Source organism: Collinsella tanakaei (assembly GCF_016900375.1).
Classification (GTDB): Bacteria; Actinomycetota; Coriobacteriia; order Coriobacteriales; family Coriobacteriaceae; genus Collinsella.
Map to the genome: position 1 here is coordinate 1 of NZ_JACJKB010000023.1, position 17,591 is coordinate 17,591.

15 protein-coding genes and 2 tRNA genes are annotated in these 17,591 nt (G+C 64.1%); 16 read left to right on the plus strand and 1 reads right to left on the minus strand.

What is annotated here, in order from left to right:
* Positions 1 to 238: 238 nt before the first annotated feature.
* The 8 genes from H6A16_RS10085 (at position 239) to arcC (ending at position 8,702) form a co-directional block, all read left to right on the plus strand.
* Positions 239 to 523 carry a PTS sugar transporter subunit IIB gene (locus tag H6A16_RS10085; protein ID WP_204618803.1) on the plus strand — a complete coding sequence of 95 codons (285 nt, stop codon included), beginning with the start codon at positions 239 to 241 and terminating at the stop codon, positions 521 to 523.
* A gap of 45 nt (positions 524 to 568) precedes the next feature.
* The gene (locus tag H6A16_RS10090) at positions 569 to 940 is read left to right on the plus strand and encodes a VOC family protein (protein WP_204618805.1); all 372 of its coding nucleotides are present in this window, start codon (positions 569 to 571) and stop codon (positions 938 to 940) included.
* 99 nt (positions 941 to 1,039) lie between these two features.
* Positions 1,040 to 1,126, plus strand: a tRNA-Leu gene (locus tag H6A16_RS10095).
* A gap of 642 nt (positions 1,127 to 1,768) precedes the next feature.
* Positions 1,769 to 2,929: an Mbeg1-like protein gene (locus tag H6A16_RS10100; protein ID WP_204618807.1), complete on the plus strand. Its 1,161-nt coding sequence runs from the start codon at positions 1,769 to 1,771 to the stop codon at positions 2,927 to 2,929.
* 130 nt (positions 2,930 to 3,059) lie between these two features.
* The gene (locus tag H6A16_RS10105; RefSeq protein WP_204618809.1) at positions 3,060 to 3,767 is read left to right on the plus strand and encodes a biosynthetic peptidoglycan transglycosylase; all 708 of its coding nucleotides are present in this window, start codon (positions 3,060 to 3,062) and stop codon (positions 3,765 to 3,767) included.
* Positions 3,768 to 3,828: 61 nt separating this feature from the next.
* A complete protein-coding gene (locus H6A16_RS10110) occupies positions 3,829 to 4,788 on the plus strand; it encodes a CorA family divalent cation transporter (RefSeq protein ID WP_204618811.1) in 960 nt (319 codons plus the stop codon).
* Between the two features lie 119 nt (positions 4,789 to 4,907).
* Positions 4,908 to 7,133, plus strand: coding sequence for a MurT ligase domain-containing protein (locus tag H6A16_RS10845; protein ID WP_342589753.1), 2,226 nt, complete (start codon positions 4,908 to 4,910; stop codon positions 7,131 to 7,133).
* Positions 7,134 to 7,739: 606 nt separating this feature from the next.
* The gene (gene arcC, locus H6A16_RS10125) at positions 7,740 to 8,702 is read left to right on the plus strand and encodes a carbamate kinase (protein WP_204618813.1); all 963 of its coding nucleotides are present in this window, start codon (positions 7,740 to 7,742) and stop codon (positions 8,700 to 8,702) included.
* A gap of 215 nt (positions 8,703 to 8,917) precedes the next feature.
* On the opposite strand, the gene H6A16_RS10850 is transcribed toward arcC, so the two are convergent.
* A complete protein-coding gene (locus H6A16_RS10850; protein ID WP_239458334.1) occupies positions 8,918 to 10,159 on the minus strand; it encodes a C39 family peptidase in 1,242 nt (413 codons plus the stop codon).
* A gap of 220 nt (positions 10,160 to 10,379) precedes the next feature.
* Between H6A16_RS10850 and H6A16_RS10135 the strand changes: the two genes are divergently transcribed.
* The 8 genes from H6A16_RS10135 to H6A16_RS10170 all read left to right on the plus strand — a co-directional run bounded on the left by H6A16_RS10135 (position 10,380) and on the right by H6A16_RS10170 (position 17,567).
* Positions 10,380 to 11,324 (plus strand): zinc dependent phospholipase C family protein, encoded by a 945-nt coding sequence (locus H6A16_RS10135; protein WP_204618816.1) that lies wholly within the window; start codon positions 10,380 to 10,382, stop codon positions 11,322 to 11,324.
* Between the two features lie 94 nt (positions 11,325 to 11,418).
* Positions 11,419 to 12,669, plus strand: a complete 1,251-nt coding sequence (locus H6A16_RS10140; RefSeq protein ID WP_204618818.1) for an MFS transporter — start codon at positions 11,419 to 11,421, stop codon at positions 12,667 to 12,669.
* Between the two features lie 89 nt (positions 12,670 to 12,758).
* On the plus strand, positions 12,759 to 13,337 hold the full coding sequence (locus H6A16_RS10145) for a QueT transporter family protein (protein ID WP_204618820.1): 579 nt from the start codon (positions 12,759 to 12,761) through the stop codon (positions 13,335 to 13,337).
* Between the two features lie 67 nt (positions 13,338 to 13,404).
* Positions 13,405 to 14,604, plus strand: a complete 1,200-nt coding sequence (locus H6A16_RS10150; RefSeq protein ID WP_204618822.1) for a glycosyltransferase family 2 protein — start codon at positions 13,405 to 13,407, stop codon at positions 14,602 to 14,604.
* The gene (locus H6A16_RS10155) at positions 14,589 to 15,959 is read left to right on the plus strand and encodes a histidine kinase (protein ID WP_239458335.1); all 1,371 of its coding nucleotides are present in this window, start codon (positions 14,589 to 14,591) and stop codon (positions 15,957 to 15,959) included. Before H6A16_RS10150 ends, H6A16_RS10155 begins: the two co-directional genes overlap by 16 nt.
* 73 nt (positions 15,960 to 16,032) lie before the next feature.
* Complete coding sequence (locus tag H6A16_RS10160) at positions 16,033 to 16,749, plus strand: LytR/AlgR family response regulator transcription factor (RefSeq protein ID WP_204618824.1); 717 nt, start codon at positions 16,033 to 16,035, stop codon at positions 16,747 to 16,749.
* A gap of 144 nt (positions 16,750 to 16,893) precedes the next feature.
* Positions 16,894 to 17,358 carry a metallophosphoesterase family protein gene (locus H6A16_RS10165; protein WP_204618826.1) on the plus strand — a complete coding sequence of 155 codons (465 nt, stop codon included), beginning with the start codon at positions 16,894 to 16,896 and terminating at the stop codon, positions 17,356 to 17,358.
* Positions 17,359 to 17,489: 131 nt separating this feature from the next.
* Positions 17,490 to 17,567, plus strand: a tRNA-Asp gene (locus tag H6A16_RS10170).
* Positions 17,568 to 17,591 lie beyond the last annotated feature (24 nt).

Sequence of the window (17,591 nt, forward strand, 5' to 3'; positions counted from 1 at the left end):
AGCGCGCGAGGGCGCGCAGCGCCCGAAGCCGCCGGCGCCGCAGGCGACGGCGAGTCCCACTGCCCCTACCAGGTTATGACGGGTCCCGGCTGCGGGGCCCTTCGGTTTTTGGGCACCGCAGCCGACCGTCTGCACGGTGCCGTCCCCGCCGCTGGCGGAAAACACCTCCGATGGGAGTCGTGCCGCAAGAGCCGCCGTCTATCATGTGACAAACTGCCTGCATCTTGAAAGGTGTCTCATGAAGAAGATCGTCGTTTCGTGCGGGTCCGGTGTCGTGACATCGGCGATCGTTGCCCGCCTGGTAGCCGATCTGCTCGACGAGAACGGCTATGCCGACGCATACGTTATGAACCGCTGCAGCATGGCGGACGCTCCTTCGCTGTGTGCAGATGCTGACTTTCTTATCGCCACGACCATCGCGCCCAAGGGCATAACATGCGATTATGTAAGCGGTGTTCCGTTTCTCACCGGCAAGGGGAAGGCGGATTCCGAGAAGCAGATCCTGCATCTGATGGCACGGTAAGCTGCGCGCGACCCTCGGTTCTGCGCGGCGAGAGAGGAGCGTCCTATGGCGCAAAGCGATAACCCGGTCGAGCTGTTCGGCATGTACGTTGCCCATGTGGGCATCAACGCGAAGAATCCCGAGGAGGCAGCGCAGATTGCCGAGGACTTCTCGGTGCTGATGGGCCTGCCTGCGCGCGATACCCCGGCGTCCGTGTTCTCGGGCACGCTGGTCGAGACCATGAAGGAGAACGGCCGCGGCACCTGCGGCCACATCGGTTTTCATGTCGATGACCTCGAGGCTGCCGTTGCTTGGTTCGCCGAGCGCGGGCTGCATATCGACGAGAGCTCCCGCAAGTTCACTGAGGACGGCTCGACGCGTCTGGTGTACTTCGACCGCGAAATCGGCGGCTTTGCAGTTCACCTGACGACCGACTAGCGGTTGGCTGAGCGCGCGGTGACGCCGCCTTAGCCGAATCGAAAGATTCTGAAATTTGTCCTTGCACTCGGTCTGCGATTTGCTAGACTAGAACAGCACGCGGGCGTGGCGGAATTGGCAGACGCGTATGGTTCAGGTCCATATGGGGGCAACCCCGTGAAGGTTCAAGTCCTTTCGCCCGCACCATAAGAACTCGAAGGCTCCAGCGATGGAGCCTTTTTCATATCCGGGCCCCTCGCGGGGACTTGAACCTGAGAAGGCGCGGAGTGGAGCCAACGGCGTACGCCGTTGGCCACGAAGCGCGCAAGGCGCCGTCAGGCGCCGTAGCGAATGCGCCGCGCAGCGGCGCGAAGTCCTTTCGCCCGCAAAAAGAACTCGAAGGCTCCAGCGATGGAGCCTTTTTCATATCCGGGCCCCTCGCGGGGACTTGGCCTCTCTGGGGACGTAGCCGGAAGGCGCCAAGTGCACGCAGGCACTTGGCGCCTTCCGGCTACGTCCCCAGAGAGGCCAAGTCCCCATGGGCGGCCAAAACATCTCCGCCCTGAAGGTGGACGTCGTCCCTGTCGGGATACACCCTGTGCGTTTTCGGAACATCCCACGCTGCCTGACTGTGCGCTATAGGAACACATTGAGGGTCCACGACGTTCCTTAAGCGCACGGCCAAGCGCTACCAGTGTTCCCAAAGCGCACAGCCGATGCCTGGGAGCGCACGTGCAGCGACCGGGACGCCTCAAGGGAGCCGCGCCCGTGGATGTCCCAAAATATCTCCGTCCTGAAAGTGGACATGGGTACAAGGGCTATGACCCATCTGTTAAGGGGAAGCTGCCCATGTCCTCCATCATCGAATACCTCGAATCCGAGTTCGCCACGTTTGACGAGAAGCCATTCGGCGCCGTGGACGCCGCGGTGCTCTCGCAGGCAGCCATGCTCAACGGCACGGGGATCGTGCCTTCGTTTCCGTCGGCACCCTCCGGCCTGCTTGATCGCCTGTCGGCATTTCTCGCTCCACAGCTCCCGTCGGCCCGCTTTGTCGATTTCGCCCGCGCAGAGCGTTTCGACGGCATGTTCACCGGCCTGGTCCCCCATGACATCAAGCGGTGCCTGTTCGCCCTCATCGCGAGCCCGCGTTTCCGCGACCTTGCGATCTGCGGCTTCCAACGCGTGGTCGACGAGGCGGCCTGCACGCAGTTCATGGCAACGACCTACGTGTGGCGCGATGCGTTTGCGTTCGTCGCGTTTGGCGGCACCGATATATCGCTTGCAGGCTGGCGCGAGAACCTCGACATGGCATATTGCCCCGAGACGGGAGCGCAGCGCCTGGCGCGCACATATCTGGAGCAAGCAGCCTCCCATCTGCCGCAGCGATTGCTGGTCGGCGGCCACTCCAAGGGTGGCAATCTGGCGCTGTACGCGGCACTTACCTGCAGGGATACCGTGCGGGGCCGCATCGATCACCTATGGGCGCTCGATGCACCGGGCTTCAAAGAAGGTTGCTTTACGGAGGAGGATTACGCCCGCCTGGGCGACCGGGCATCGCGGATCGTCCCCGAGGAATCGACGATCGGCATGCTGCTCGAGTGCCCCCTCGAGCCCATGGTGGTGCGCAGCACGGCTTCGGGTGTCGAGCAGCACAGTGCGTTTACCTGGGAGATCGAGGGCGGCGCGTTTGTGTCTGCAGGAAGGCTGAGCGATTCCTCCCGCGCGCTGCGCGATGTGACGGCGGAATGGCTCTCCGGTATGGACGACGCGCGCCGCAGGCGGGTTGTCGAGGCCGTAAGCGAAGCGGTTGTAGCAAGCGGGGCAACCGATGTGCTCGACGTCCTCGCGCCGGGACAGGACGTGATCGGCAACATGATCGAGGTCTCGCAGCGACTTGATGCCGATACGCGCGATACGCTGGCTCGCGCGCTCGGCGACCTCGCGAACATTGCTATGCGTCGCCTCGGCGAAGACGTCGTCCAGAGCTTGCCGTGGTTGCGGCGCCAGTAGGTAGCCAGCGCGCTGCGGACTCAAGACCCTTCGCGGCTTCGAATGTTGCAAAACTGTTCGTGAATCCTGTTGAGCTTGATCTCGCGGAACCTGCCTTCTCGGGGGACAATATCGCCTGAGGAGGTGCTCCATGAAGACGGCTGTGCGCATCGTTCGATATGCGCTGCTCGCGCTGCTTGCCGCCGCGCTGCTGTGGTGTGCGCATACGGTTTGGGGCGGCTACGTCATGTACCGCGACGCCCTTTCGGACACCAGCCTCGAGCAGGCGGTCGCCGATCTGCGGGAAACGCCCGGCTACACGACAGCGGACGACCTTCCGCAGCGCTATCTCGATGCCGTGGTTGCCATCGAGGACCATCGCTTCTATACGCACGGCGGCATCGATCTGATTGCCATCGGGCGCGCCGCGCTGACCGATATCGCAACGCTGAGCTTGGCTGAAGGGGGCAGCACCATCACGCAGCAGACCGCGCGCAACCTCTTCTTCACGCAGGAGAAGCGCTTTGAGCGCAAGGTCGCTGAGGTCTTCATGGCATGGGATCTCGAGGCGGCGTATAGCAAGGTCGAGATATTGGAGCTCTATGTGAATTCGTCCTATTACGGCGATGGCTACACGGGCATCGGCCAGGCGAGCTGGGGATATCTGGACTGCGCGCCCGCTGACATGAGCGATGGCGAGTGCGCGTTCATGGCGGGCTTTCTCAACGCGCCGAACTACTTTGCCGCCAATTCCGATGCGGCCACGGCGCGCCAGCTTCTTGTGGCGCAGCAGATGGAGCGATATGGCTACGACCCGGGTAGCGCCGCGGAGCCGGCATCGGTCCGAGAAGCCTCCTGAAGTCGGGAATAACCCGCGGGCGTTGGGTACAACGTCTTCGACGAGCGAGGAGGCGCTGCCCATGCGTATCTGGCATATCGAAAACGGCCATCTGGTTGAAGGGGAGCCCGGAACCCATGAAGGCCCCTGCGTATGCATCGAGGTCATGGAAGCGGACGAGCTTTCGCTCGAGGGGGCAGGCCACGACACGCGCGAGGTACTGCGGCAGATGCCGCATGCGTCGATTCCCTTCGTGGAGCGGATGGCTGGAAGCGCGGTGGGCGTTATCGCTGCGCCTGCGTCGGAGTGCCGCGCGGCGCCGGTCGAGCGCATGGGGTTTCTGCTCGAGCGCGACCGCATCCGTCTCGTCGGCGCATCCGAGGCGTGCGCCCGTGCTCTCGAGGCGCTGGAGCACGAGGGGCTGCCTTGGCAGGGCGCTGCGGGCGTGCTGTGCGCGCTCATGCGGTATACCGTGCGCGACCACCCCGCTGCGCTCTCCGAGGTCCGTCGCGATCTCGAGGTGTTGGAGGAGCGACTGCTCGAGGGACGCATGCGCGTCGACCGCCGGAAGATGATGGCCGACATACGACGGATGCTGGGGCTCGACTCGCTCTATCAGGGCATGTCGGACATCGCGGCGGAATTGGCTGAGGAGGCCGGGGACCTCGTGACGGACGGCGACCGCCTGCGCTTTCGGTCGCTTGGCCGCCAGCTCGATCGACTCGCCGCGCGGCTTGAATCGCTGCAGGACTACAGTCTGCAGTTGAACAGCCTGTACCAAGAGGGTATCGACATCCGCCAGAATACCGTGATGCAGTGGCTCACGGTGATCGCAACCATCTTCATGCCGCTGACGTTCATCACAAGCTGGTACGGTATGAACTTCCCGAACATGGGCCTTACACGCGAGTCGTGGGGCTATCCGGCCGTCGTGGTCGTCTGTCTCGTGATCGCGGTTATCGAGATCGTGTTCTTCTGTCGCCGCGGCTGGTTGAACTTCGGCGGGCGGTCGCGCCGCCGCCATCGCAGCGGACGTTCGTAGCTCGGCGGGGCTCCAGTTGTGACGAGCGGCTGCGAAGCTCGTGAAGGCTCTGGGGTCATGTGGCGCGTACCGTATAATAAGCTGCTTGACATGCATTTCAACGGAAGGGGAGTTTCGCAGTGAGCACTGCCGCCTCGGGCCGTCGCGGCCCCCGTTTCCATCTTGCCATGGCGGTGTCAAAGGCCGCCGCCTCTGGCCTCAAGCTGCTGCACCGCAATGCCGGCCAGATGCCGGGCGTGATCGCCGAGGCCATCGATCCGGCGTTCATCTCGCATATCGGAAAGCCGGAGCACATCGTGTTCGTGTCGGGCACGAACGGCAAGACCACCACGAACAACCTGTTGAACGACCTTCTTGCCGACAACAACGTCGGGCTCATCGACAACCGCGCCGGCGGCAATATCCTCACGGGCGTGGAGAGTACGTTCATCAAGAACGCCGACCTTTCCGGTCGCCAGCGCGTCAACACGGCGGTCATGGAGCTCGACGAGCTGTCGTTCCGCCGCGTCCTTCCCTATGTGACGCCCGAGATCATCCTGGTCACGAACCTGTATCGCGACTCGTTCTCGCGCAACGCCAACCCCGACTTCATCTTCTCGGTCATGAGTGAGCACATCTCGCCCGAGACCAAGCTCATCCTGAATGCCGACGACCTCATCAGCTGCCGCCTGGCCCCGCAGAACGCGAGTCGCGTGTACTTCTCGCTCGGTCCGCTGGCCGAGGACACGCCCGATCCGCAGGGTATCGCCTGCGACCTCACCGCGTGCCCCGAATGCGGCGGCAAGCTTGAGTACGACTACTGCCACCTGCGCCACCTGGGACATGCGCACTGCACCTCCTGCGGCTTCACCAACCCCGAGCCGAGCTACCTGGTCACGGCGGTCGATCGCGAGGCGCACACCTTCACGGTGCGCGAGTGCGCGGCTCCGGGTGCGCCCAGCTATACGTACCGCTTCGGCGTGTACTCCATCACCAACCTGTATAACCTGTTCGCGGCCACCGTGGTGGCGCGCGAGCTCGGCCTTTCGCCTGAGGCGATCGCGGCTTCGCTCGAGCGCGGCATCAACGTGACCGCCGCGCGCTACGCCGAGCAGGAGGTGGGCGGCAAGCGACTCGTCGCCCTTGCCTCGAAGGGCGAGAACAGCACGGCGACGTCGGTGGCGCTCGACACCATCCGCCGTGAGCCGGGCGACAAGATCGTGGTCCTTATGCTCGCCGATGCGCATAAGGCTGAAAGCCCGGTGAACACCGAGTACATCGGCTGGTACTACCAGTCCGATTTCGAGTATCTGACCGATCCGGCCATCAAGCAGGTGGTGGTCCAGGGCGTTACCTCTGAGGACCTGCTGCTTCGCCTGCGTCTTGCCGGTGTGGATCCCGCGAAGCTCAACATGGTCAAGACCCCCGAGGAGGCTGCCGACGCCATCGACCTCACGCGCGCGGACTCGGTGTTCTGGGCGTACGACATCTTCAACGGTGCCGACGTCGAGAAGAGCCGCGAGCGCCTGATCGCACGCATCGAGACAGGGGAGGGTACCAAAAAGGGTGCCTCCATCGGTGCCGTCGCCGCCACCGCGCCCGTCGCAGCCGCCGCTTCCGCCTCCGGCAGCCCGGTGATCGAGGTGCTGTTCCCCGAGTACGGAAACCAGGCGGGTGACAACGGCAACGTCATGTACCTGCGCGCCTGCCTGCCGAACGCCACCTTCGTCGAGACCTCGCATGGCGACGTGCCCTATTTCGCCGATGCGCGTCCTGACCTCATCGTCATGTGCGGCATGACGGAGCGCCAGCAGGAGACGGTCATCGAGCGGCTCCGTCCGTATCGCGACCGCCTGGCGCAGCTTGTGGACGAGGGCGTGCACATGCTGTTCACGGGCAATGCGCCCGAGGTGCTCGCCCGCGCGATCGAGGACGCGCGCGGTACGCGCATCGAGGGTCTGGGGCTTATCGACGCCGTCGTCAAGCGCGATACCTCCGCGCGCTACCTGAGCGTGCAGGTGGGCTCCTTCGAGCCTGCTCCCGGCGCCGCGCCCCTCGAGGTCGTGGGATTCAAGATCCAGTTCACGCAGGTGGAGGGCGATAACGGCGATTCGTTCTTCATCGAGGACAGCGTTGGCTGGGGCCTGAACGAGCAGAGCAAGCTCGAGGGCTTCCGCCTCAACAACCTGATCGCCACGTGGATCATCGGCCCGCTGCTGCCGCTGAATCCGGATTTCACCGCCTGGCTGATCGGTCGGATCTCCTGCTCCGACGAGGTTCAGCTGGCGTTCGAGCCCGAGGCGCGTGCGGCCTACGTCAAGCGCGCGGCGGAGCTCAAGACCCCGGGCATGCACCTGGCCTACTAGCGCCATCAACAGACTCCGCATCCAAACGGTCCCTGTCGGATTCCCCGCAGGGACCGTTTTTGTCCATATTCAGGACGGAGATGTTTTCGGGCACCCGCCGGGCCTGGCCTCTCTGGGGACGTAGCCGGGAGGCGCCAGGGCGTGAAATCGGGACAGGGGTTATTTCACATGGGGCCGCGATTGCGCGCGGGGCCCCATGTGAAATAACCCCTGTCCCGATTTCACGCCCTGGCGCCTCCCGGCTACGTCCCCAGAGAGGCCAGGCCCGGGGTGGCTCCAAGCTTGCAAAGTCGCAGGGGACGCTTTACCCGGCTGGTGCATGGTGTATTAGAAACGATGCATATGCATAAAAACAGAGGTCTACAGGAGTTGATATTCGGATTCAGCAGGAGTTTAGGGCGGATGATAGGTGGTTTAAACTGGTCTATTTACCTGTGGATTCTCGTAATTACCACGAAAAATCACGCTGGGCGGCGAAAAAGTACCGTTCGCCGGTAACAGACGAACAAATGAATAAAAAACGGTCGTATGAGTATACTCAGAGCAGTACGCAAGGCCGCGCGGCACACAGTCGAAGCACGCGCACCACAGTGGAAAGGGGCCATTATGTCTAAGCCTTTCGGCAAGCCTGACCGCATCGTCGTCGCCCTTGGCGGCAATGCCCTCGGCGATACGCCCGCCGAGCAGATCGACCGCGTCAACCACGCCGCGCACGCGCTGCTCGGCCTCATCGAGCAGGGCAACGAGATCATCATCACCCACGGCAACGGCCCGCAGGTCGGTATGATTCAGAACGCTTTCGCCGCCGCTCACGACGCCATCGGCACCCCGTCCATGGACCTGCCCGAGTGCGGTGCCATGAGCCAGGGCTACATCGGCTATCACCTGCAGCAGGGCATCGGCCGCGAGATGCATCGTCGCTATAAGCGCTGGCACGCCGCCACTGTCGTGACCCAGATCGAGTGCGATCCCGACGATCCCGCGTTCGCCAACCCCACGAAGCCCATCGGCCCGTTCTACACCGAGGAGCAGGCCAAGCAGCTCATGGCCGAGAACCCCGACATGACCTTCGTCGATGACTCCGGCCGCGGCTGGCGTCGCGTCGTCGCCTCGCCCGAGCCCAAGAAGATCGTCGAGGCCGACTCCATCCTCAACCTGCTCGACAACGAGTTCATCGTCATCGCCTGCGGTGGCGGCGGCATCCCCGTCGTCCGCGACTACAGCGATAAGGGCTGCTACAAGGGCGTTGCCGCCGTTATCGACAAGGACATGGGCGGCGAGCTGCTCGCCGAGGACTGCGATGCCGATGTCCTGTTCCTGCTGACCGCTGTCGATCACGTTGCCATCAACTGGGGCAAGCCCGACCAGACCGACCTCGAGGAGATTTCTGCCGACGAGGCCGAGAAGTACGCTGACGAGGGCCAGTTCGGCAAGGGCTCCATGGAGCCGAAGGTCCGCGCTGCCATCAAGTTCGCCCGCAGCCGCAAGGGTCGCGTCTGCATCATCGGCGCCCTCGAGAAGGCCGCCGAGACCATGGCCGGCCTCTCCGGTACCCGCATCTACGCGTAACGAATAGCGCCGCGCAGGCGCATATCGAGCAATTTTCTCCTCTCCTTTCCCCTGGCGGCCGCGAAAGCGGCCGCTGGGGTTTTCTATGCGGCTCGCAGGTGACGCTGCAGCGGGCGCGGGGTAAGCGGCGCAGACAGCGCAGGCGGGAAGGGCGGCTCGGCCTGCGCCGCAGGCGCAATGGCACCTTGTGGCTACGTCCCCAAACGCGCCAGGGGTCAGGAGTTCGAATAGATCCAGGCGACGTCGGTCTGGTTGAGCACGCGCACGATGTCCCACTTGCGGGCGCTGCGCTCGGGGCTGTTGGGGTCGTAGACCTCGACCATGGCGCGGTCATCGATGCTCTTGAGGATGATGTAGTGCCCGACGTCGGTGAAGTCGCCGGGGTCGACCACGCACACAACGGGGTTGCCGCTGCGCAGCGCGTCCTCGATCGTGGAGCGCGTGGGCGCAACCATCTCGCCATAGAATCCGAATGCCGCCGCGGCATCGGTCATAAAGGCCCACTCCGTAGCGCCGGTGGGGGCGTAATTGTTGCGATCGGCCCAGGTGGACATATCGCCGGGATCCATGTCGGTGTTGCCAGTGAAGTACACGTACAGCATGGTCATGACGGTGGGGCCGCATGCATTGGTGGCAACGGTGCTCCCGCCGTAGGGGAGGCTCGCCCACTTGACGTCGGTTTGGTAGAGATGCGGCATCTCACCGGCGCTCCACTCCGATTTGGGCGTCGACACGGTGAAGTCCGTGGGGTTGAGCAGCGGGATATCGAGCAAGGGGGTCTCGGTTTCGGGGTCCATGCCTGCCGGAATGGTCGAGACGATGCTCGATCCGACAAAGAGCAGCGCGGCGAGGGCGATGCTCGCCACCGCGACGGTCATCGGCCGTAGAGGTGCGGGTGCCGGGGCGTATCCGCGCCTGACGACGCGCGACGAGCTGATCCGGCGTCCTCCGCGCCCACGCACGCTGTACCCGCGTCCACGTCCGCGTCCACTCAGGCGGACAGTGGAGTGCGAGAGCGGCTGCCCGATCACCGAGCTGCCGCGTCCGGTGCTCCGGCGCAGGCCGTTCACGCCGTCGCGCGATCGCAGCGAGCTGCTGGTCGAGGCGGCAGATCCCGAGCGGAAGGTATTGTGGAGCGTCTGGGGGTTTCGATGGTCGTATCGACGGCTCGAGCGGATGCGTCGCGACCCGCCGCGCCCTTGGAACAGGTTCAGTACGGCGCCGACAAGCGCGCCGAAAAAGCCGGCTATATTGTCGAGGATGCCGCGGCGCGGCTGGACCACGGGCGCGCGGCGCGAACGCTGGCGAACGGCGCCGGTTCGGTTTCCGCTGGGTGCAGCGAGGTCCTTGCGCCGCTGGTCGCGGCGCGGTGCGGGGCCGCCTGATGCGGGCGAGGAAGAGGGCTGCGGAGAGGCACGTCGAGAGGACGCCAGGCGCACGCTGCGAGGGCCTTCCATAGACGACCTCCTTTCCGCGGTAAAGTGCTCGCATTCCCTATATTACCGCGTTGGCGTGCGCACGCGGCCAATACGGCCGGCAGGCGGCTTTCAGCTGCGCCGGCCGGCCGTGCATTTCGGGCGCAAAGGCCCCTCGGCGCAAGAATCCGCGCGATCGAGATGCCGCTAGATGGGCATAATAGCCGCGATAGACGAATATCCGCATATCGAGAGGTGCCCTATGCCTGCACTGATTACGCATCATCTGTTCGGTGAGGAGAGCGTCGAGCGTCTGCCTGCCGGTATCGTGACCACCGACGAGGAGCGCATCGCCTTCCTGATTGCCAACCAGGGTCCCGATCCGTTCTTCTTCCGTGCGCGCACGCCGCGTCTGCGCTCCTGCATGAAGCTTGCCCAGCGCATGCACGCCGCGCATATCTCGCGGCAGTTCGCGGCGCTTCGCGACGGCGTGAGCAGCCTGCCGGCACACGATGCGTCCATCGGGCGCGCGTTCGCCCTCGGCATGCTCTCCCACTACGTGCTCGACCGCAACGCGCATCCGTTCGTGTACGACCAGCAGTGGGGCATCCAGCGTATGGATTCAGACCTCGCGCGTTCGGGCAGCAAGGTGCATGCGGTTATCGAGAGCGATCTCGATGTGCTCATGCTGCAGGCAAAGCGCGCGGGCGCCACCTGCGCCGACTGCCCGCCGGCAAACGAGCTCGTGACGACCGAGCGCGTGAACAAGGTCGCCGGCGCCCTCATGAGCTTCGTTGCGCGCAGCGTCTACGGGCTTGAGGTCGGCGCGGCGGAATACGGCGGCGCCGTTGCCGACATGCAGCTGGCGTATCGCGTCGTCGAGCCGGCAGGTTCGCTCTCGAGCCGCCTGGTGGGCATGGTCGAGGGCTTCGCGGCAGACTATTCGCTGCTCACCTCGCTGGCGCACCGCGTGACGGATGAGGCACCGGCAGCCGTGGGCAACCTGAGGCACCTGCCGTGGTCCAATCCGTTTACCGAGGAGCAGTCGTTCGAGAGCTTCCCCGAGGTGTTCGACCGTGCGCTCGACGACTATGCGAGCACGGCCGAGCGCTTTATCAAGGGCGCCGAGGCCGAGGCGATCACGCGCCGTCTGAACTATTCGGGCCGCACGCTCGACGCCGACGAGGAGTGCACGGCCGCCGAGTAGCCGGCCTCGCCGCGCCACCTGACAAAAACCTTACGACCGCATCCCTTCCGCTGCCGTACCATAGACCGGAATGAACCGGCGGCGGAAGGATGCCATGAACTTCACCAAGCTCGAGCGCAACTGGGTTATGTACGACGTGGGCAATTCTGCTCTCGTCCTGCTCAACACCTCCGTTGTGCCCATCTATTTCGATGCCATCAACACCGGTGCGTCGGCGGTCGAGCTGGTGAGCGCCTGGGGCAACGCGCAGACCATCTCGTCGCTCGTCGTGGCGCTGCTCATGCCGATCCTGGGGTCGCTCGCCGATTTCGCGGGCAACAAGATCAAGTTCTTCCTGGGATTCTTTCTCACGGGCTTGGTGCTCTGCCTGGCGCAGGCCATCCCCATGGGCGCCTTTCCATTTCTGGTGGTCTACGTGCTGTGCACGATCGGCCTCAACTCGTCCATGACGTTCTACGACGCGATGCTGCCCGATGTCACGACCGACGAGCGCATGGATAACGTCTCAAGCTTGGGCTACGCCTGGGGATACGTGGGCTCATGCGTCCCCTTCATCGTGTGCATCGCGCTCATCATGCTCGGGCCCAGCCTGCTGGGGCTCGACATGATGTTTGCCACCCGCCTGTCGTTTGTCATCACCGGCGCCTGGTGGCTCGCTTTCACGGTGCCGCTGCTGCGCACGTACCGTCAGCGCTACGGTAAGGAGCTCGCGCCGGGCGAGAGCTTCTCGTCCGAGGTCGCCAAGACCTTCTCCGGCCTGCGCGCAACGTTCAAGAGGATCCTGGGCGACCGTCCCGTGCTGCTGTTCATGCTCGCGTACTTCTTCTATATCGACGGCGTGCATACGGTCATCTCCATGTCCACCACCTACGGCACGTCGCTCGGCATCGACTCCACGCAGCTCATCCTGGCGCTGCTCGTCACGCAGTTCGTGGCGTTTCCCTCGGCCATCGCCTATGGCCGCATGGCCGGCAAGTTCGGCACGCTGCGCATGATCACCATCGCGGTGGCGGCCTACGTGCTCATCGTGCTGTTCGCCGCCTTCTTCTTGAACGAGGCGTTCGAGTTCTGGATCCTCGCCATCGCCGTCGGTCTGTTCCAGGGCGGCATCCAAGCGCTTTCGCGCAGCTACTTCGGCAAGCTCATCCCCAAGGAGCGCGCGAACGAGCACTATGGCTTCTTTGACATTTTCGGGCGCTACGCCTCGGTCATGGGAACTCTGCTAGTATCGAGCGTGACGTGGCTCACGGGGAATCCTTCTTTAGGAGTGCTTTCCATCGGGATCCTCTTGGTTGTGGGCCTCGTCATGCTAGTAAAGCTCTCCACCATCCGCGGAATGGCGTGACGCCAGGCGCCGCGTTGCACCACGCTTCTGGGATTCGGAGGGCTTTGCTGCGATCAGTAAAGCCCTCCGTTCTTTAGAAGGTGACCTCAATGAAATCTACCTACATCGCCCGGGCGGGCGTGATCGCCGCGACGTATGCGGCCTGCACGCTGGTGACCATGCTCTTCTTGGGCAACCTGGCCTGGGGACCGATTCAGTTCAGGGTCTCGGAGGCCCTGTGCGCGCTGGCGCTCATCACGCCGGCGGCGATTCCCGGTCTCACGCTCGGGTGCGCCATCGCCAACATCGCCAACATCGTGCTTTCGGGCACCGGCGCCCTTGGCCTGCTCGACGTGGTCTTCGGCTCGCTCGCGACGTTTCTGGGAGCGCTGTTCACGTGGAAGATGCGCAAGCATCCGCTCGTGGCGCTTGCCGGCCCCGTGCTCGCCAACGCGCTCATCGTACCGGCGTACCTGCCCATTCTGCTTGCCGGTGTGGGCTTCTACACCATTCCGTTCACATCCATCTCGCTCGACGGCTCGTGGCCGCTCATGTATCTGTTCGGTCTCGTGACGACGGGTGCGGGCGAAGCGGTTATCATGTACGTTCTGGGGCACCCCCTCTACCGTTCGCTGGTCAAATCCTCCTTCATCGAGCGAGAACTCGCTGGGGTGGGTACAAGCAGATAAGGCGGATGGGTAAATCGGGTACCCTTTCCGCACGAGACTCTGCGTAAGTTATTGGAAAGGGGGGTGTATGAATCCTGCGATCGTTATCCCCTCCTATTGGGCCGAAAACGCCGCATCCGTTCAGGCACCCGGTGCGTACGACCACAGCACCGACCTCCATAGCCCCAAGCCCGAGCTCGATACCTGCCTGGCATCGCTCGAGCAGGTGCGCAACCTCTGTCGGATTATCGTGCTCGTGGTGTGCCCTTTGGCCACTACGGACGCCGCACGCGAGCGCGTGGAGAAGATCGCCGCCGCGCACCCTGAGCTGACCATCACCATCGTCACCAACCGCGAGGCCTCCCGCATTCGGGACCGCGTGAGCGACATCGCACCCAAGGTGCCCGGCGAGCCGGTCTCGCTGCGCGGATACGGCGCCATCCGCAACATGGGCCTCGCGGTGGCGAACATCCTGGCGCACGACTGCGTCATCTTCCTCGATGACGACGAGCTGGTGCTCGCCCCCGACTTCATGCAGAAGGCCCTCTACGCCATGGGTCAGCTCACCCGCCAGGGCTTGCCGATTCTGGCCAAGAGCGGCTACTTCTACAACCGCGAGGGCTCGCCGCTCGCCGACACCTCCAAAGCTGATATCACGCACCGCTGGTGGACCAAGCGCATCGAGTTCAACCGCTGGATGCGCCGGGCGCTTGCGGGCACGCGCATCTCGCGGTCCAACTACGTGTGCGGCGGCTGCCTGGCCCTGCACGCGCGGGCCTTCACCCGCGTGGCCTTCGACCCGTGGATCACGCGCGGCGAGGACCTCGACTACCTGTTCAACATGCGCATGAACGGCCTGGACGTGTGGTTCGACAACGAATGGGTCGTGCGCCATCTGCCGCCGCATAGCGAGCACCGCGCTCCGCGCTTCATGCAGAACGTCTACCGTTGGTACTACGAGCGCGCCAAGCTGCGCTACGCAGCCGGTCAGCACGACCTCACGCCGGTGACATCCGCCTCGCTCATGCCGTATCCGGGCCCGTGGTTCTCCGACGAGCTGGACGAGCGCGTGCGCAAGACGGCGCTTGCCCGCATGCTGCTCACCAGCGAACGCGAGGGGTACATGCACATCTGGCGTCACGGCCGCCAGGAGGCCGAGCGCTACGCCAACGAGAATAAATCGAAGTACATCCGCTTCCAGAGCTTCTGGCCCAGTATCATGAATGGGTTGTGGAACGACCAGGACCTGGTCCAGATGCTGGAGGATTGTACATGGCGGGAAAGCTGAGGCAGTACAGCGATCGCATGACGGCACGCGCGGGCGCGCTGCCGGGTTTTCGGGTGTTTTGCATCGTGTGCGCGCTGGGGTTCGTCGCTTTTTGCGCCTACACGCTCATCGAGGGCTTGGATGCCCAAGCGGCGGTCATCGCCAGCGCGCTGCTGTTCGTGCTGCTCGTGGCCTTCATCTACCTGTGCCTGAACCCCGATACCCTGCGCTCGCAGTACACCGAGCAGGCGCTCTCCACGGCCTCCGAGCTGCTCGACATCGCGAAATCGGGCCTCAACGCCGAGAGCGCCCGCGCCATCTGCTGCCGCCTTCTGCCCGAGACGCGCGCCATGGCCATCGCGGTGACCGACGAGAACTTCGTGCTTGCCTGCGTGGGCGAGCTCGAGGGCGATTTCCCCTCCGGCTCGCCCATCCACACGCCCGCTACGCGCTACGTGCTGGAGCACGGCGTGGCGCAGTCGTTCACGCATATGGTGGATATCAAAAGCGAGCGCACCGAGCACCGCTCCATCCCGGCGGGCATTATCGTGCCGCTCAAGGTGCGCGACAAGTCGGTCGGTACGCTCAAGTTCTACTACCGCCGCAGCCACGACGTGAACCGCACACAGTACGCTCTTGCCTCCGGCTTCGCCGAGCTGCTTTCCACGCAGCTCGCCATCCACGAGCTGGAGCTTCAGGAGGAGCTCACCGCCCGCGCCGAGGTCCGCGCGCTGCAGGCGCAGATCAACCCGCACTTCCTGTTCAACACGCTGAACACCATCGCCGCGCTCACGCGTACCGACCCGCTGCGCGCCCGCAGCCTGCTGCGCGAGTTCTCGATGTTCTACCGTGCGACGCTCGAGAACTCCGGCTCCATGATCCCGCTGGCGCGTGAGGTGGAGCAGACGAGCCGCTACCTGCTGTTCGAGAAGGCGCGTTTCGGCGAGGAGCGCATCGTGGAGACGGTCGATATCTCACCCGAGGCGCGCGACGTGCTCGTGCCGTCGTTCGTCATTCAGCCTTTGGTGGAAAACGCTGTTCGGCACGGCATGCGCGACGAGGGCGCGCTGCATATCGCGATCCGCGTGACCGTGCCCGAGGAGGGTTTCGTGCTCATCGAGGTGACCGATGACGGCGTCGGCATGGACGAATCGACGGCGTCGCGTCTGTTCAGCCTGGATAACGACGCCGTGAGCACCGATGCCCCGCAGGGCGGCGGTGCCGGTGTCGCCATGCGCAACATCTCGGAGCGCATCGCGCGGTTTTACGGGCCGCGCTCGTCTGCGAGCGTGAACTCCGTGCCGGACCAGGGAACGACCATTTCGCTACGGCTTGACTTGGAAAACAGCATTCTCGCCCCGAGAGATGTAGAATAGATACTGGTGCGTGCGCAGCCTGCCGACACTGCGCCGGTACCGATTGCGAACTACGGGAAGGGTTTACACGCGTATGCTACGTGCAATGATCGTCGATGATGAGGCGCCGGCACGATCCGAGCTGCGCTTCTTGCTGGAGCAGACCGGCAAGATAGGTTCCATCACCGAGGCCTCGAGCGTTCGCTCGGCCATCGAGATGCTGATGGAGAATCGGGTCGATGTCGTGTTCTTGGACATCTCCATGCCCGGTGCGTCGGGGATTCAGCTCGCCGAGGCGCTGCATAAGCTCAAGAACCCGCCCGCAATCGTGTTCGTGACCGCCTACAGCGACCACGCTGTCGAGGCGTTCGATGTCGACGCCGTCGATTATCTGCTTAAACCGGTGGAGGAAGCGCGTCTGGACCAGGCTATCAACAAGGTGCTCGCACGCGTGAAGCCCGTGGCCGAGAACAAAGCGCCCATCGAGCGGATTCCGGTGGAAAAGGGCGGCCGCAAAGTGCTGATTCCTGTCGACCAGATCCGCTACATCATGGCCAAGGACGATTACTCCTGCATCTTCACGGAGGACGATCGCTTCCTGTCGACCACCTCGCTCGCGCAGTTCGAGTCCAAGCTGGGCGATTTCGGGTTCTTCCGCGTGCATCGCCGCTATATCGTCAACCTGGCGTGCGTCGAGGATGTCGAGACGGCGGCCTCCGGTGCCATCCAGCTCGGCGTGACAGGTGTGGAGGATCGCATCCCGGTGTCGCGCCGTCGCGTGGTGCCGCTCAAGAAGGCTTTGAACCTGTAGGAAGTGATCGCGGTGGCTGCCGAGGCGTCGGGAGTACGCGCATGGTTTGAGCGCCTGCTGGGCGGGCGCAGGAAGCGTGCGGGCGCCGATGGTTTCGGCGGGCAGGCCCGCGTGGGAACGATGCAAGGCAAGGAAGGCATGGAGATGGATTTGACGGGCGCGAAGCGGATCGACATCATCTCCGACACGCACGGGCATCTGTCCGAGCGGCTGCTGGCGGCCCTCGAGGGCGCCGACCTGATCGTGCATGCGGGCGATATCACCTCCGAGAGCGATTTCGCCGAGCTCGAGACCATCGCGCCGATCAAGGCTGTGCTCGGCAACAACGATTGGTATTACAACTACGGACCGGAGGTCAAGAAGACCTCCGTCTTTGCCTACGAGGGCCTTCGTTTTGCCCTGAGCCATTACCGCGAGGACCTGCCGCAGGGCTCGATCGACATCGCCGTGTGCGGGCACACGCATAGGCCGACGATTGTGCCCATGGGGTGCTTCGTGCTTGTGAACCCGGGCTCGCCCACCTATCCGCGTACCGACAAGGGTCCCACGATGGCGCGGCTGTTCGCCCGCGACGGGGAGATTCTTTCGCTGGAGATTCTGCAGCTGTAGGGGAGCGACATCCTGCGCGGTGGCGGAGCCACGGGGACGCCGTGGGGTGACGGCCGAAAATACCTCAAAAAAGTTGTTGCGTAACAGAAGCTAGTCTGTGTATACTAGCTCTCGCAGCAACGAGCTGTGATGGGGAGTTAGCTCAGTTTGGTTAGAGCGCCGGCCTGTCACGTCGGAGGTCGCGGGTTCGAGCCCCGTACTTCCCGCCATCGCAATTCAAGCCCCGCCTCGTG

What these genes read in the sequence shown, in the direction of transcription:
- H6A16_RS10105 (WP_204618809.1), top strand. Translation starts at nt 3,060, where the DNA reads ATGAAGACGGCTGTGCGCATCGTTCGATATGCGCTGCTCGCGCTGCTT.
- H6A16_RS10850 (WP_239458334.1), bottom strand. Translation starts at nt 10,159, where the DNA reads ATGGAAGGCCCTCGCAGCGTGCGCCTGGCGTCCTCTCGACGTGCCTCT.
- H6A16_RS10085 (WP_204618803.1), top strand. Translation starts at nt 239, where the DNA reads ATGAAGAAGATCGTCGTTTCGTGCGGGTCCGGTGTCGTGACATCGGCG.
- H6A16_RS10090 (WP_204618805.1), top strand. Translation starts at nt 569, where the DNA reads ATGGCGCAAAGCGATAACCCGGTCGAGCTGTTCGGCATGTACGTTGCC.
- H6A16_RS10150 (WP_204618822.1), top strand. Translation starts at nt 13,405, where the DNA reads ATGAATCCTGCGATCGTTATCCCCTCCTATTGGGCCGAAAACGCCGCA.
- H6A16_RS10135 (WP_204618816.1), top strand. Translation starts at nt 10,380, where the DNA reads ATGCCTGCACTGATTACGCATCATCTGTTCGGTGAGGAGAGCGTCGAG.
- H6A16_RS10145 (WP_204618820.1), top strand. Translation starts at nt 12,759, where the DNA reads ATGAAATCTACCTACATCGCCCGGGCGGGCGTGATCGCCGCGACGTAT.
- H6A16_RS10100 (WP_204618807.1), top strand. Translation starts at nt 1,769, where the DNA reads ATGTCCTCCATCATCGAATACCTCGAATCCGAGTTCGCCACGTTTGAC.
- arcC (WP_204618813.1), top strand. Translation starts at nt 7,740, where the DNA reads ATGTCTAAGCCTTTCGGCAAGCCTGACCGCATCGTCGTCGCCCTTGGC.
- H6A16_RS10160 (WP_204618824.1), top strand. Translation starts at nt 16,033, where the DNA reads ATGCTACGTGCAATGATCGTCGATGATGAGGCGCCGGCACGATCCGAG.
- H6A16_RS10155 (WP_239458335.1), top strand. Translation starts at nt 14,589, where the DNA reads ATGGCGGGAAAGCTGAGGCAGTACAGCGATCGCATGACGGCACGCGCG.
- H6A16_RS10110 (WP_204618811.1), top strand. Translation starts at nt 3,829, where the DNA reads ATGCGTATCTGGCATATCGAAAACGGCCATCTGGTTGAAGGGGAGCCC.
- H6A16_RS10140 (WP_204618818.1), top strand. Translation starts at nt 11,419, where the DNA reads ATGAACTTCACCAAGCTCGAGCGCAACTGGGTTATGTACGACGTGGGC.
- H6A16_RS10165 (WP_204618826.1), top strand. Translation starts at nt 16,894, where the DNA reads ATGGATTTGACGGGCGCGAAGCGGATCGACATCATCTCCGACACGCAC.